Genomic DNA, 15,935 nt, shown 5'->3' with positions numbered 1-15,935 from the left:
CAGTGTATTTCGAGCGTCCTGAGCCCATTCCCATCTCCTGCAACAATCAAAGTCAATATACTCGATTGTCCGGGATCATGGACGAACTCCAAAGGAGATACGCCGTTATCTGTTTTAGCCGGAGTTTGCTTCCAATGAGTTCAGTTTTCTCGCATTGCGTGGGCGAACTGGTCCTTCAGTGGTTTTACAAAATATGAAAGCGCGCTGCGGCTGCCCGTTTGTATAAATGTTTCAACCGGCAAGCCGGGTAGCAGTTGCTGGCCATTTAGCCTTGCCCGTTCGGCGTCACTTACCGCAATCATCGCCCGATAAAAAGCCTCGCCGGTGACGGGATCCTGTTCAAGATCAGCCGCGACGCGCTCGACACTAGCGAACAACTCTGGCGTAGTCCGTTGGTCAAATGCTGGTATACGCACCACAACCGCTTGTCCGGCCTTAACTTGGTCGCGATCCATAGGCAGCACACGTGCTTCAACCACCAGCTTGGCCTCTTCTGGCACGATCATCATCAGCGGCTCCGCTGCGTTGATTACCCCACCAATGGTATGAACATTAAGTTGATGCACAATGCCTGAACGCGGCGCGCGCACTTCTACGCGGCGCAGCCGATCTTCACCAGCAATCCGTTGTTCTTCCAGTTCGGCTATTCTCGCATCCACTTGCTGCAGCTCGGCGAGGACATTCTGCAGAAAATCCTGATCCAACTGCAAAATTTGCAAGTTCCTTTCACCGATTGATTGTTTGGTTTGGGCGATGCGCGAGATTAATGCGCCATGCTCTCCAGCAAGATCGGTCTCTTGCCGCTTAAGCGCGATGACCTGAGATTCACTGACCAAGCGCTTCACAAAAAGCGCTTCAAAGTCGGCCAGCTGTTGTCGCACCAGCTCCAAGCCCCGTGCTTTTGCATCCCGCTGGATCTTTAGGCCTTCAATTTGTTCGTTAAGTTGTGCGACCTGCTCGCTAAGCTGTTGCTTGCGACCTTGCAAAGCCTCACTGCGCGCTTGCATTAATTGCCTTTGGCCATTTAGTGTTGCCGCCGCTGATGGCAACTCTTCCGCCAACTTGAGCAAATCCGAGCCAAAAGCAGGCTCTTGCTTTTTTTGCCACTCGGCCTGTAGGCGGGACTGATGCGCGCCGTATTGCAGCAGCTGTTTTTTCACAACCGCAAGATTGGCGGCGACGACCGTATCATCCAAGCGTAGTAGCGGCGCACCGGCGGAAACACTGTCGCCATTCTTCACAAGAATTTGCCCGACTATACCGCCTTCCTGATGCTGTACTTTTTTAATGTTGCCTTCGACGATGACAGTGCCGGCAGCAATCACAGCACCGTTGATATTGGCAAGGGCAGCCCAGCCCCCCAGGCCAGCCACGAGAGCGAACACAATGGCAAGACCGAAGCGCAAGTGCTGCCTCTGGGTTTGCGCCAAACTTTCAAGTTGCTGTTGCTGGCTCATACGGTCACCACTTGCAAAGGCTTGGATGGCGCAGGTTTCCCTTGTCCGGCGAGAACTTTTGGAAGTACCTCATCTTTTGGTCCAAAGGCTTGTTGTGTTCCATCCTTAACCACCAGCACTTTGTCGAGTGCGGCCAAAGCGCTCGGGCGGTGTGCCACGACAATGACTATAGCGCCCTTGCTGCGGATTTGGCGGATGGCTTCAGTCAGAGCGGCCTCACCCTCGGAATCCAAATTTGAGTTGGGCTCATCCAGGACAACAAGGAATGGTGCCCCGTAGAGCGCCCGCGCAAGGCCGATCCGTTGGCGCTGTCCTGCAGACAAGCGCGCTCCTGCTGGGCCAACGCGAGTGTCATAGCCCTCGGGAAATGCCGTGATCAGGTCGTGCAAGCTAGCAAGGCGCGCTGCCGCGAGAATTGCCTCATCATCACGCTTCTCGGAAAAGCGGCAGATGTTCTGCGCGATGGTGCCTTCAAACAGTTCTACGTCTTGCGGGAGATAACCGATAGCCGAGCCCAAAACGTGAGGCGGCCATTGGCTGGCAAGAGCTCCATCAAAACGCACATCACCCCGCAATGTTGGCCAAACACCAACGAGCGTCCGGATAAGTGTCGTTTTTCCTGAGCCCGAGGGCCCAATGATCGCAAGACCTTCCCCGGCGCTTAGACTGAACTGGCCACCTTGAAACGTAGGGCTGCGTTCTGAGGGAGGTGCCGCAGCCAATTGTGCGACGTCTAGGCGTTCACATGGTAGCGGCAGCTCTGTTTCCGGCTCGCCATTTTTGTTCGCTGCCAGAAGTTTGTCGAGGCGTGTACGGGCCTGCCTCGCAGCGACAAAGGCGCGCCACTGGGCAACGGCGGCTTCGATAGGTGCCAAAGCTCGCGAGGTAATGATAGAAGAAGCGATCATGGCACCGGGTGAGACTTCTTGCAGAATAGTCAGCCATGCAGCAACGGCCAACATGCCCGATTGCAGCAAGAAACGCAGTGTCTTGATTGTGACCGAAAACACGGTTGCCCGGTCAGCAGCCTTCAACTGTGTTTGGTAGAGTTTGCTAGACGCATCAAGCCATTGTTGTGCAAATATTTTACCCATGCCCATAGCGCGGATAACTTCTGCATTCGCCCTTGTATCCTGCGCAAAACGGTTGCGCTGCGCGCTGGCTTGCGCCATTTCGCGGCTTGGCGTGCGCGAGAGATACTCGTTTGCCAACACAAGGCAGAAAATGACAATTGCACCGCCAAGGGCCATAACGCCCAGCCAAAAGTGTAGAGCAAATACAAAGCCGATATAGATTGGCATCCACGGTACGTCGAACATAGCAGCAGGCCCCGGCCCTGCGCAGAATTGTCGGATGCTTTCAAGATCTCTTAGGGGTTCTTGTGGTTTTGCTTTAACCCCTAGCATGAGCGGTAGCGACAGATTACTGCGAAAACTGGGGGAGGATAGGCGCGTGTCCACTTCTTGAGCAAAACGGGTCAGGATGCGGGTACGGGTGCCTTCAAGCAGGCCGTAGACCACATAAAGCCCGCCGGCGAGGAGTGCAATGACTGCGAGGGTCGCCAAACTGTGGCTGGCAAGTACACGGTCGTAAACTTGCAGCATAAACATAGGGCCGGTTAGCATTAGAAGATTGATAATCAGGCTGATGGCTGCAACGCCCCACAGCGTGCCCCGGCTTTGTTTCAATGCGCCCATAACGCTTAGTGGCGTGGACGCGCTCCCAGCTGGTTTTGTCATTTTCCCCCAAATCAAGCTATGCGTCACGCCTTGCGTGCTCAACTTACTCTACGCTGTCGCGAACGTGTATTCAAAGCTCAAGCGCTGTGAAATTCAATGCCTGAATTGTTTAGCTTTTGCTGTTTCAGCGCTTCAACAGTATCTTTAAAGTATTGCCGTCTTATGTCGGCGCTTTGTTCCGCTGTCAAGTTTGCACCCGCAAAAGCTGTAATTCGGGCCTTTTCTTCTCCTTTTTTTACACGGATAGAACGGCCCAGCTTGTTCGCAAATCGTTGTTTCATGTGGGAACGCAAAGCCCAAGTATAGCGCGCAGAAAACGGGGATACCCAGTCAACGAACCAGAGCCGGTCACCACATGTCCAACTGTCTTTAGAAAACGAAGAGGGATCGGCAAGGTATTTTGCCTCCGCTTCAATATCCAACAACGCCCACGAGCAGTAAGCGACAGGTGCACCATCATGCTCAAGAATGCAGTATTGCTTGCTGGCAATCGCAGGTAGGACAAATCTAGAGAATGCTGCCAGTTCCCATTCTTTATGAAGGGGGGAACTTTGCCAAAGCCAAGATATTTTTCCAAGTGCCGTGAATTGTTCGCTCTGCATTTTCTGTCCATTTATCGTTGGGATTGGGTGAGGAGGGTTAGGCGCCCTCCTCTGCTTTTTTAAAGGAAGTCGAAATCAAACTTCGCTTGATCCGCTTCGGAGATATACTGCAATGACAAGTCATCAATCAGGACATCTACATCAGCGTTCTCGAAAACTCGGATCCGGCTTTCTTCGGATTTACCTTCAAAGATAAACTCATGCACGAAGTAATCGTCGAACTCAGTTGTTTCGAACAGATCGATGCGTTTACCACTGTCGGAGTCTGTCCAGTTTACATGGAGATCACTGCCCTCCGCGGTCGTGGTGCCTTCGTTTTTCCATTGCTTGAAGCTGAAGCGATAGTACCCTTCCTGCTCTATATCAATGTACTGCTCGATGACATCGTAGCGATTATCCCGCTTGTTTAAGTTGAGCATACGCCCTTGGGCAATGCCAAGATTATCGGTCTGCACAAGATGCATACCACCAGACAGGTTACCCCAGTCAGCGACATTTTGGGCATTGGATAGATCCTGCTCGAGTGCATCGCCAAGCTCGAAGCCGGCGTTCTTGATGAGATTATTACCGAGTTTAACAAGACCAGATTCGGCCGCTGTCTCGGATTGGTCTGCTGGCGCATCGGCTATTTTTTGAAGATGGATGTTATCAAGGAACAAGCCCTTGCCATCGTTGCCATCAGCGAACTCCCGGAAAATCAAGGTGTCGAGCCCCTCTTTGCCGAAGAATTCGAAACTGAACTCTTGCGCTGTTTTTGCAGACTGTGCTGCCTCTCCTAGAAGCTTGCCCTGATGCAGGACTTGCAACGCATTGGAGCTGGCCGATGCGCTGTTGTCTCCCCACATTTTAAAGGTGAGTTGATACTTTGCACCAGTTTCAAGATCTAGGTCTTGGGCGATTGCATCCAACGTGTTCTTATCTGCGGTCCGATCGAGTTGCAGGTAGTTTTCATCATGCACATTGCCTTTGGTCGATTGATCGGCATGAGCAAGTTTAAACCCGTTCGTAGCGTGCCAGCCAAAGACTTCGGCGATATGTAGCCCAGCATCGCTAATCGCACCGGCGATCTCGAAGCTGCCGTTTTTCAAAAGATTTCCGGGTGAGATCTCGATAAGCTCTCGAACTTGGATGTTATCAAGCCAAGCTCCCTTCCCATCGTCACCCAATGCATCTTCGATAAAGCCCAAGTAGTTGGAATGTGCACGGCCAGTTATAAGATACTCGAAATGCTCGAAACGGCCATCTTGCGATGGCTCTACGGTGCCAATTCGTTTCCCGTTCAAGCCAACGTCAAAGTTGTTTGAGCTATAGCTAGCATTCGGGTTTTTGGCTGCATCAAAAGTAAGGATATAGCTCTTGCCAGTTTCCAGATTTGGGAATTGGAAGACTGCGCTATCCTTCAGGTTACCATCTAGCAACAAGTGATGCTGGCTGCCCTCTGACGAATACACACTGTCATCGCCATTGTTCATTAACTTGCTGTTGCTCAGTCCGCCCCAACCATTCAGACCCTGTTCAAAGTCGCCGTTAAAGATGAGATTGTCGCCCAGCTTATAGCCCGTATCCAGCATGCTCTTTTTCAACGCGGCCTCATTGGCACTTGCGGATTGCTCCGCTAGAAGCTGCTCATCAGACTTGTTGCGCGTTTTGTTTGCAGTGGCGATCTTGCTATCAATTCCTGAAAGCTTCAACACTTTGAAGAACGCAGAATTTGCGCGAAGGGTTTGTAGCGGCGCGATTTCCGTATTGCCGGCGACCACTTCACCAAGGGATGTTGTGAGTGTTGCGCCATCAACTTCATATAGCAGTTTGATGTTCTTTTTCGAAGCTGCATCGCTAAAGTAATTTGCAATCGTCAAGGTGCTTGTTGCCGAGCTTGACAAGACCAAGTGTTTGCCGTAGCGGCTAGCCGCCATATCAGAAAGCGCCACATCTTCAATGCTGATAGTATCACCAGTTGTGTGAGTACGGTCCAAGTCGACGATCACATCAAAACCGGCGTCCCCTCTAAAGATGTAGGTGTCCGCACCTTCGCCTCCCGCAAGCAAGTCACTCCCCTGCCCGCCATCTAACACGTCATTGCCTGCATAGCCGTAGAGAGTGTCATCAAAGCGTGAGCCGGTCAGCTCGTTATTTCTTTCACTGCCAAGCAGTGTCGCTTGATGGCTCAGCGTCTCGCCATTCATGTGGACGACCAGCTCATCTTGCGGCGGCAAAAGATTACCGCTATTGGCAAAAACAGATTGGAACTCCGCATTTGCGCCGGGCGTAGTGGCTCCGTCAAATGACTGCAATACTTGTAGATTGTAGTGACCAGGGCCTTTGTTGTTCAGCGCATAGAACTTGAAGTCGACAAAGCCGGTTTTTGTTGCTGTAAATGAGCCTTGAGTGTGCTGAAGGTAGTGCGCGTTTGCAAGAACCTGTGTGCCTTCAATCTCGAGCAGTGCAGTGTCGTCAGATGTTTCTTTAAAGGTGTAGGTTTTTCCCTTTTCTACGTAGAGCTTGCCAGAAACGACCTGCAATTGATCTTCAGAGAGTTGTCCGGAAACCACTTCCTGAGAGCCATTTGTGTTGGCTTGATGAGAAGTCGTCCATGCCTTCATTTGGTCGGTGGTCGTAGCAGAAACACCCTCATATGTTTCCGTAGACAGTTGATGCAGGCCCTTGAAGTGATTTTGTGCCACATCGCCAAGGGATTGATCTACAATGCTTTCATAGTCGCTAGCGTGATAGATCTTGTCCACTGCCTCACTGCCGCTTCGTGCACCACTCAGCGCGCTGGTCTTGAATGGGCTTTTACCATAAAGCTCGGTTGAGCTTGCATCTGGCGCATCATCAAGAGCGATTTCAACGGTTTCAATGTTGGCAACGCCGAGATTACCAAGTGGTTTCTCGTTGCCTTGACTAAGCATATTTGCAAATCCAAGAGCAGTCGGATTCGCTTGGCCATTATTTGCTGTCAAGCCAGAGGCAGCAAAGTTGGCGATAGCTTCTTGGTAGCGGGTAGTTTCATAGGCTCCTTTGATTGCGGCGAACGCATCGTCCTCAAGCAAGAGCGTATCGCCCCACCCTTCTCCGCCATCAATGCTCAGGATATTTTGTGGATCTTGAGAGGCGGTCAGGCGCTGAACCATTTCATTGGTCAAAACTATGCTGTCATCGCCACTGCCAGTTGCGATAATTTTTGTGTTTTTACCTGCTTGAACGTAATCGTCCCCATTGAAGGTGTAGACTTGTTCAAGGGTTCCATTTTCCCGCAGCGAGATGTGGTCGTCTTGCGATGTCGCTTGCAGTATCTCGATACTTTTCAGTGTATCAGTATTGCTAGTCGTTCCGTCTCTCTCGCCCAACTCGACATTTCTGTACTCTGTGGTCCGTGTATTTTTGCCGGAACTGCTGCTGCTTTCTTCGATAGTTTCTTTGAAGTACTTGGTGCCAGCCTTAAGGCTTTTGCCTACTTCGATAGTGTTTGCACCACTGCTTGACACCTGCAAGCCACTTGCAAGTTCTTCGTTGCTAAGCCGTGAGTAATTTGCTGTGTCGGTTCCTTGACCGCCATCGAAGGTGACTTCCACATCATGTGCAATTAATGTGTCGTTGCCATCGCCGCCTTTTATGGAGAAATCGACGTCCCTATCGACACCCTTGGAGCTTTGGCCGCTGGTGACAACATTTTCGATGTTAAATGTGGTGTTGCTGCCTACTCCATCCTCGATGATCCAGCCTGCAAGATCTTTAATTTCAAGTTTGGTGTATTCGGTGCGTTTTGACGTCCATTCCGAGCTTTGGCTCTCTTCGCCACTGGCCATCAATGGCGACATGATCGTCAGGTATACGTTTTTAGCGGTTCCGCCGCTATCGGGGAGCTTGATAATGTCATCCCCGGTTTGCGGCAGCAGCTGGATGCTGTCTTTGGTCCAATTGCCATTTGCTTCGAACTCCTCGAAGAAATGCTTGGCCGTTTTACCCAGTTCCCCATGGGTGTGGGACATCTGCGCCAGAGTTATATCTGTGGAGCTCAGGCGTTGGCTGCCAAGAGTGACGGCGTTTTCAAAGCCACCATCCTGTAGCATGTCCTTGAGAAACTCTTCGTAGGCTTCGCGAGAGCGCTGTTGCTGTTGTTCAAAGCTGCCTTCAAAGAAGTCTTCAATTGATTGCTCGCTGCCATCTGCAGCTGTGCGCATTTTCTCGGCGTATTTGTAAGCAACATTATCGATATGAACTTGTTGGAAAGCTTGGACAATGCCGGAAATGGCACTGCCGATTACGCCTACAAGCACACCAATACCAGCACCAATACCAGAGGCAACAAGAGCGGCACTGGTAACACCTACGATCGCATCAAACGCAGTAGTGGCGCCATAGAAGCCTTTTTCGGTGACGAGGTTTTCGTCCAGCAAGTCTGCCAACATGCTTGCGGAGTAGTCGTCAGATTCGCGCAATTGGTCAATCTGCGCTTGTTTTGCGTCAAATTCCGCCCATTTGGCAGGGTTGATGCAGGTTACAAGCGCAGCAAGACCACCAACCAGCGGAACAGCTTTGCCCAAAACGCTGGCCGCTTTACTACCGGTTGCAACAATTGTTTGTGCAATGCTGAGGCCGGCTTCCAACACGCCTAGTGCCATAGCGGCGCCCTGTAGGCCGATTTCTGCCTGAAGCAATTGCTTCTGCTGTGGGCTAAGGTTCGGGTCGTCAAGCTGTTTTGCCAGTGTTGCGAGGCTAACACCACCTGCGGCAACACCTGCGGCAGCACCAAGTACACCAAAGGCCGCGCCGACTTTTGGCGCCGCTTTACCACTAAGTAACTCCGTAAAGCTTGAGACACTGTCAAACACAGTGCTGCCCAGAGCAGTCGCGGAGCCAGCCACATCGTAGGTGGACCCACCGCCTTGAATGTCCTTGGCAAGTGTCGCTGCACCTCGTCCAATACCTATCAGGCTGCCAGCAAAGCCAACTTTCTTGGATACGTCGGAGAGAAATGCGTTTTTGCGCGCACTCATTTCTTCGTAGCTATCCATCACCTGCGCGATCTCGCTGTCGAGATTTGCACTTTCCTGACGTATTTGGTCTGAGGCGCTGTCTATCTTACCGATTTCAACTTCCAGCTCGCCGACCGTTGTTTTATGCTTCAGGATGTCTTGAAAGATTTCATCAGCGGCTTCTTTGCGTTCAATGCGTGACTTGCCACCAGCGTACTTTGTGTAAGTATCCAAGGCGTCGTCTAGCATCATCACCTTGTCGACTGAACGAGCGTGTTGGTTGCCAATCTCTTCCAGTTCGGCAGTGAGCTTGTCGACTTCGGTCTTTTTCACGAGGTCCGGTTGATCGGACTCTTCAATATCTTTGATACGCTGAGCAATTTGAGTTTCTTGGTTCAGCTGATCTTGAGCGCGCGCGCGCGTTTCCGTCAATTGCTTCTTAAGCAGTAGGTGCGTGTCGGCGTTCAGTGCGGCATCCAGAAGTTGTTGAACCTCAATGTAATCTTTGTTGTGGTTCAATTCCTGCTGTAAAGTTTCGGCACGACTGTCATTCTGCTGCAGTTTGGTGGCTAGAGCGTGATACTCTTCGCTAAGGGTCTCGTTTTTGCGTGCTAAAACTTTTTGGTGTGCTTCTAACAGCTTCTTAAAATCAGTCTGATTTTGCAGCGCTGTGAGTTCGCCATCTTCATAGCTGTACTTGCTGTTGCCGGAGGTGCCTGCATGAAATTTTTGGATTTCTGCCACCATAGATTCTGTCTGGTAATCTATGTAGGCTTTTACAAGTGTCGGAACGAGCCCGACACTACTTAGAACGGTGGCGCTCGTTAGCGCGTCTAAACTTTCTTCGTTCTTAGGCGTGAGGCCATTGGCAGCGAGTTTGATATTGGACTTGACGGCATCAGCGAGGAAGTGTGCCGCCCTGATATCGGCGCGAATTCGCCCTGCTGTTCCGCCTGAGCCTCCAGCTTCAAAATCTTCCTTGTACTTCTTATAGACAGAGAACGCATTCCAAACGAGGGCCTCTGGCTTATACGCAGTAATAAAGCCCGAGGCGTCGAGACCATTAAGTTCAGCTTCCGCTTTCTCTTCGCTGGTTATGAATAATTCTTTGATATTAGGTTCATTTGCTGTTTGTGCAGGCTTCATATTCCCTCCCCAAGATATATTTATATGCTGCACATATATGGATATACAATTATAAGACGTATGTAATTTAAAATTTTAATATTAATCGAATTGTATAGCGTTCATTTATACGTAAATATACGCTAAGGCATTGAACGGTATGCCATTTTTACTTTGTTGCGCAGAAAATATTTTTTTTATTGTCCACAAGATTAATTGATGTGATTTATTTGATGATTTCTCGCATGCACCAATAATGAATCGATCTTTACAAGTGCCTATGCTTATTGAATATAAGCAAGCAGCGATATATATGCATTCAAAGTTTAGAGAATACTCATTATTGGGCGAATGTAAGAATTAGAGAACTTGAATATGGCTGTTTTGAGTTCTTTTTTCTTCCTTTTGCAAGAAATTCTAAAATTTCTCGTGTGCGCTGATACCGTTGCGCAGGTGGTCGCCAAGTAGATTGAGCAGTAGAACAGAAAACAGCACTGCCATGCCCGGAAAAATCATGGTATGCGGCGCGGTTTCCATGTAGGGTTTGCCATCCATCAGCATAGCGCCCCATTCTGCGAGTGGCGGTTGGACGCCAAATCCAAGAAAGCTTAGGCCAGAGATTGACAGAATGGTTCGAGACCATATGCTCGTCCAAACTACCAAAAGATCTGGTCCAAGGTTTGGCAAGTAGTGCCGCCAAATAATGAGTAAAAATGGTAATCGAAATAGTTTGGCTTGGGTAATAAAATCTTTCTTGTATAGTTCAATAGTTAAAGATCGCGTTATCCTTGCAAAGCGCATCCAACTTACCAGAACCAACGCGAAAACCATGTTAGATGTGCTAGGTCCGAGGGTAATCCCCCCTTAGATTGATTGAGTTTAAAAGTAGAGATATTACTGCCTCATATTGAGGACTAGTTTTATGAAGAAATCTCGTTTCAGCGACGCGCAGATCATTTCAATATTGAAGCAAGGCGAAAACGGCATACCGGTGGCCCAACTTTGCCGTGAACATGGCATGAGCGCGGCAAGCTACTACAAATGGCGCGCCAAGTATGGTGGCTTGGATGCGCCGATGATCCAGTCGATGAAGTCTACGGAGGTGTCCGTCATCAAGGATATTTGGACATATTTTTCTTTCGAATAGTGAAGTGTTTGGCCCTTTTTGTTTGTTGATGACAAGCTGACGCTTGGGGGCCGCGTAAGCCATACAGCCGAGCGCGCAATTGGTCATGGCAAAACTACAGCTAATCCCTTTATTTCTCTTGTAAATTGGGATCGGCACACGCTGGTAGATTTGTTCTCGGAGTACAAACTTAATGAGAATGTCAGCCTCACTATGGGTGTCGATAACGTGACGGATCAGTACTATATCGACCCACTTGGCATGGTGAATATGCCCGGCCCCGGCCACCGCTTCCACGCATCCATGAAAGCCCAATTCTAACTCTCATCTGAGAGTGCCACGAAGCACCTCCAAATACCAACGCAAAGATCGCCTTATCGGTCACGGCGACAGCTTTTGTCGCGCACCCAGCAACATGTAGCGATCAATCAATTAATGGCTGAGATATATCGGCGAAGGCAGAAAATGCGAATATTAAAAACCTTATCCCTCCCTATGGTCGTAAGCTTGGTAGCGCTCGCGGCAAGTCCTCTTAATGCTAGGGCCGCAGTTGATGATGAAGCCAGTGCAATTGCTTGCGCAGGTAAAGACTTAAATACAAGAAACATCTACGTAATGGCGGATGGCTCTTGTCATGCTTCTAGGCCGGCGCGTGATAAAAAGCCTATGTTGATCATTGGCGGTTACTCAGAAACAGACTTGGCATCTCGTAAGCCGGACTATTGGCACTTTACTGTGCAGGTTGACTATGACAATGGCGGTAGCTCATGGGCAACCGAGGTGCAAAACCTCGTAAGTAACCCCGGTTCAACTTTATTGGAAAACAAGTACTTTAAGCTTGAAGTCGAAGTGCAGAAGGTGGCTGCCTCTAATCCAGAAAAACAAATCTTATTAAGATCAACTCTGGAACATTCACAATTAAGAAAACGGCTCTTCCAAAAGCGGAAGTAGCTTCAAAAGGTGTAATCGAGCAAACGAACCGCAAGGCAAAAACCCCCTTAAAGATCATAGTTCGCGATCTTGAGGGTAATCCAGCCGTTGGAGAAACAGTGCGCTTTGAAGCGCCTGCGCAATCTGGTCCTTCAGTCGTTTTTAAAAAGACAAGCGTCACCACAGATGCAGAGGGAAATGCGCTGGCCTACTACACCACTAATGGAAAAGCGGGTGAAGTGACAATCAAAGTATATGTCGCGCAACAAGATCCTCTGGAAGTGAAAATCAACACGCAAGGTGGTGTTCCAGACCGTGTTGCAACGCCGATGTATAATGCTGTTACGAAATTGCTCACCACGCGCGCAAACCGCTTGATTAGTGATCAGCCAGAGCTTGTGAACCGTCTCAAAGGTGGCCCGCAAGGCGGCATTGGTAATCCACTTGGCTTTGCCGCGACTGGGATCTCGCAGAGTTTAACTGCGCAGTTCGAAACCAGCTTGCGATCACTAATGAGTTTTAAAGCGAAAGACAAGAAGACACAGGCAGAAGGGGCGCTGGCGAATTTCACAGCTGGCGAGGTGCTGCCCGATGATTTCCAAGGCCTTGATGTTTGGGCGTCCGGCAGCTTCTCTCGTGCGAAGGGGTACAACTCCAAGAGCACAGTCGGGATGTTGAATGTAGGCATCGACTATCGTTTAGACGACAGTGCCGTCCTCGGTGTTCTAGGGCAGATCGACATCACAAAACAAAGTGGAGACAGCTCAACTTACGATGCAGATGGGTTGGGCTGGCTTGTTGGCCCATATGGCGTCTTCAAACTTGCCGATAACTTGTTCCTTGATGGACGTGTTGCCTATGGTCAGTCATCGAATGATATAAACCCGCTGAACACTGGGGCCAAAACCAGCTTTACCACCCGCCGTTTCCTTGCAAGTGGTCAGCTTACGGGCGAGTTTATGTTGGAAGGTTTCACTGTGAACCCTTTCCTAAATGTTAGCTACCTTAGCATCAAACGAAAGGAACTTACCGGACCTGAAGAATATAAGTTTGAGCAGGAAGACTATAGTCTCGGTAAGGCAGCGTTTGGGCCTAAAGTTAGTCGCAGCATCAAGCTGGATGATGGCGCGGTTCTAACTCCTTATGTCAAGGTCTCAGGCATATGGGCGTTTAAGGAACTTGATAGCAAGATTGGAACCACGCTCTTTGGTGGTGAAGAAGACATTCACGCACGCGTTGATGGTGGTTTCTCTTATGCGACCGGCAATGGCATATCTGTCTCTGGTCGCGGTTACTACGATGGGATAGGCAAGAACCAAACCAATGCTTGGGGCGGTAGCGCACGTGTGTCGCTTGGCTTTTAGCAACTCGATGGACAAGCGGGGGCGAACGCGCCTCCGCACAAATTGGAGTATCGGGAACCAACAGCAACAACAACACCTCAGGAAGCAATTAGTTAATACCAACAGGCACTAGCTGCAGAACTCTGCCGCATTAGCTAATATAACAATGCTAAACTTGACTACGTAAATCAGCATTTGTAGAAAGGTTGTCACGAATTGAAAAAACAACCGATAACGCACAAGTACTTTGCTGCAATGGTCTTAGCCAATTGATTTCTCAATAGCCCGATCAGCAACAGTTTGAAACCCACCGGCATCTAAAAAGTACGGCGTTAACCTTTTTTGGGAGCGTCCCCAATGAGAAGTGTGTCCCTTCTCCTTAGCTCAGCTGTTTCGGCTGTGGTATTTAGTGCTGTGCCTAGCCTTGCGCAGCAAGTTGAAGTTAAGTTGGATCCTGTTATCCTGAAGGCTCCTACAGCTGAAGAAATCGCCAATTCTCCGACCGAGGGGTATGTCGCAGGCGTTTCAGCAACCGCGGGACGAACTGCGTTGCATGTGGCGGAAACACCAAGATCGGTATCGGTTATTACGTCCGAACAAATAGCTGATCAAGGTGCGGGTTCACTGGAAGAAGCGATATCTTATACCGCAGGTGTAACAACTGCGACCTACGGCTATGATGGACGCTACGATGAATTCGCCATCCGCGGGTTTGTAACCGAAATTGGCGGTAACTACCGAGATGGCTTGCCTCTGCGTACATTTGGATGGAGTGGTTGGCGTAGCGAGCCCTTTGCCATGGAACGTGCTGAGGTCTTGCGCGGACCTACCTCCGATGTCTATGGAGCGAACCAACCTGGCGGTCTTGTTAATTCTGTAAGCAAACGTCCACGCGACGAGTTTGCAGCAGAAGCATTTGTTGCCTATGGCGAACATAATCAGAAACGTCTCGGCGTAGATGTTACAGGGCCACTAGGCGCAGGATCCCCGTTTACCTATCGATTGGTTGGGGTGCTTCAAGATGCAGACACCAGATACAAAGGTACCGAGGACGACAGTCTTTACTTCGCTCCTTCCGTATCTGCAAAGCTGGGTGAGCACACCAAGCTGACTGTCTTGGGCCAGCTTAAGCGTGATGAAATTGGCGAAACCTATCAGGTGTTGCCAATGTCCGGAACGCTCAAGAGCAACGCACTTGGGCAAATTAGTAGGGATACGCTGGCAAGCCACCCCGATCACAACAACATTGTGATGAACCAGAATAGCGTCGGTTACGAGTTTGAACACGAATTCGATATCGGGTTGCGCCTACTACAGCGCGCGCGCTATGCCCACCATCGTTTGGACTACAATGGGTCATATAACGCAGGTGGATTTGCTTCGGCTTCTTTGCTTCGACGTGCCGGTCCAATCGATCGGATGTTGCTGCAGAAATTCAACGTCAACCAAATCTCGCAACAGGCATCTGTCGACACGGCGGCTGAGTACACATTCCAGTTTGACGCAGGTGAGACACGCGCGCTCCTTGGAACCGATTTCTTCTGGGGTAACTCCAAGGCCGGCTATGCAATGGGATATCTAGGGGAAATGAACCCCTTTACCGGCGAGATTACAAACCTTTTGGCCGCTGATCCGCGTATGAGAACGCACTTGCCTGCCTATCTAAACCAGCGGATGTCGCAGATCGGTGTTTATGCGGTCGCAGATACTGTTCTATACGACAAGTGGAATATTGCTGCCAATTTGCGCTATGATAAGACGACAGTGAAAAGTCATTCGCAAGCGCCGGTTCCAGCGGTTGTGCAACAAAGCGAAAGCCGTAACTCTGCGGTTACCGCCCGTCTTGGGCTCTCCTATCAGTTCGATTTCGGCTTAACCCCTTATGCGAGCTTCGGCACATCCTTTAATGCTCCGCCCGCGGGTGCCTATGTAGATGGATCGATGCTAAAGCCTGAAACGTCTCGCCAGTTTGAGGTCGGGCTTAAGTATTCGCCTGATACCTTTGACGGGCTGTTCACGCTTGCGGGTTACGAGATTACCAAATCAAATGTTACTGAAAGTGATCCGGCAAACCGTGGTTTCTTTGTGCAAACCGGTGAGGTTCGTGTTCGAGGTCTCGAGTTCGAGGCGGTTGCCGAGCTTGGCTACGGCTTCTCGACTATTGCAAGCTACAGCTATCAGCAGGCGAAAATAACCAAGGATGCACAGTATACTGGCAATCGCATGGTGCGCATTCCAGAACATACAGCGTCTGTCTGGTTGAAGCATGATTTTCAGCAGGAAGCGCTAGAAGGCCTAAGCTTTGCAGCGGGTTATCGCTTTACCGGCGAGCGTTTCTCGGACAAAGCAAACAAGATTAAGCTTCCATCTGTTGGTCTTTTTGATGCTTCCTTGAACTACGAAGTAAACAATCTAAAGTTTTCGCTAACTGGCCGTAATCTGGCGAACAAGACCTATGTTGCCTCTTGTGCTGATGCGGGTGCGGCGCGGATTGATCCGAGGTTGTTCGAGAGCACGAACTGTACCTATGGCAAGGGCCGCGAGCTGCGCTTGCAGATGAGTGCGAAATTCTAATCCCGTCAACGCCTGTCTCGCTTGTTAGTGAGGCGGGCTCTTCATTTTTTCTTTGAGGAC

At 50.0% G+C, this 15,935-nt stretch carries 9 protein-coding genes and 1 pseudogene; 5 read left to right on the top strand and 5 right to left on the bottom strand.

What is annotated here, in order from left to right:
• Positions 1-140: 140 nt before the first annotated feature.
• From AYK82_RS07940 to AYK82_RS07920, 5 genes are all read right to left on the bottom strand, one after another.
• Positions 141-1,457: an HlyD family type I secretion periplasmic adaptor subunit gene (locus tag AYK82_RS07940; RefSeq protein WP_068313789.1), complete on the bottom strand. Its 1,317-nt coding sequence runs from the start codon at positions 1,455-1,457 to the stop codon at positions 141-143.
• Positions 1,454-3,196 carry a type I secretion system permease/ATPase gene (locus AYK82_RS07935; RefSeq protein WP_068313785.1) on the bottom strand — a complete coding sequence of 581 codons (1,743 nt, stop codon included), beginning with the start codon at positions 3,194-3,196 and terminating at the stop codon, positions 1,454-1,456. The genes AYK82_RS07940 and AYK82_RS07935 overlap by 4 nt, the downstream gene beginning before the upstream one ends.
• Before the next feature lie 77 nt (positions 3,197-3,273).
• Positions 3,274-3,798, bottom strand: a complete 525-nt coding sequence (locus tag AYK82_RS07930; RefSeq protein WP_068313783.1) for a toxin-activating lysine-acyltransferase — start codon at positions 3,796-3,798, stop codon at positions 3,274-3,276.
• 59 nt (positions 3,799-3,857) lie between these two features.
• Entirely contained in the window at positions 3,858-9,923 is a 6,066-nt protein-coding gene (locus AYK82_RS07925; RefSeq protein WP_068313780.1) for a hypothetical protein, read from the bottom strand.
• Positions 9,924-10,319: 396 nt separating this feature from the next.
• Positions 10,320-10,733, bottom strand: coding sequence for an ABC transporter permease (locus AYK82_RS07920; RefSeq protein ID WP_068313777.1), 414 nt, complete (start codon positions 10,731-10,733; stop codon positions 10,320-10,322).
• A 91-nt stretch (positions 10,734-10,824) separates the two neighbouring features.
• On the opposite strand from AYK82_RS07920, the pseudogene AYK82_RS07915 reads away from it, so the two are divergent.
• The 5 genes and pseudogenes from AYK82_RS07915 to AYK82_RS07895 all read left to right on the top strand — a co-directional run.
• A pseudogene (locus tag AYK82_RS07915) lies at positions 10,825-11,004 on the top strand (transposase); the annotation flags it as partial.
• 63 nt (positions 11,005-11,067) lie between these two features.
• Entirely contained in the window at positions 11,068-11,349 is a 282-nt protein-coding gene (locus AYK82_RS07910) for a TonB-dependent receptor (protein WP_068313771.1), read from the top strand.
• Positions 11,350-11,424: 75 nt separating this feature from the next.
• Entirely contained in the window at positions 11,425-11,979 is a 555-nt protein-coding gene (locus AYK82_RS07905) for a hypothetical protein (protein WP_156453296.1), read from the top strand.
• Positions 11,980-12,077: 98 nt separating this feature from the next.
• Complete coding sequence (locus AYK82_RS07900; RefSeq protein WP_068313765.1) at positions 12,078-13,322, top strand: autotransporter domain-containing protein; 1,245 nt, start codon at positions 12,078-12,080, stop codon at positions 13,320-13,322.
• Positions 13,323-13,658: 336 nt separating this feature from the next.
• Entirely contained in the window at positions 13,659-15,875 is a 2,217-nt protein-coding gene (locus AYK82_RS07895; protein ID WP_068313762.1) for a TonB-dependent siderophore receptor, read from the top strand.
• Positions 15,876-15,935 lie beyond the last annotated feature (60 nt).

Origin of the sequence: Polycladidibacter hongkongensis, assembly GCF_001561995.1 — a bacterium.
Lineage (GTDB): Bacteria > Pseudomonadota > Alphaproteobacteria > Rhizobiales > Stappiaceae > Pseudovibrio > Pseudovibrio hongkongensis.
The sequence above is the reverse complement of the archived record's forward strand: the minus strand, read 5'-3'. Positions and strand labels throughout refer to the sequence as shown.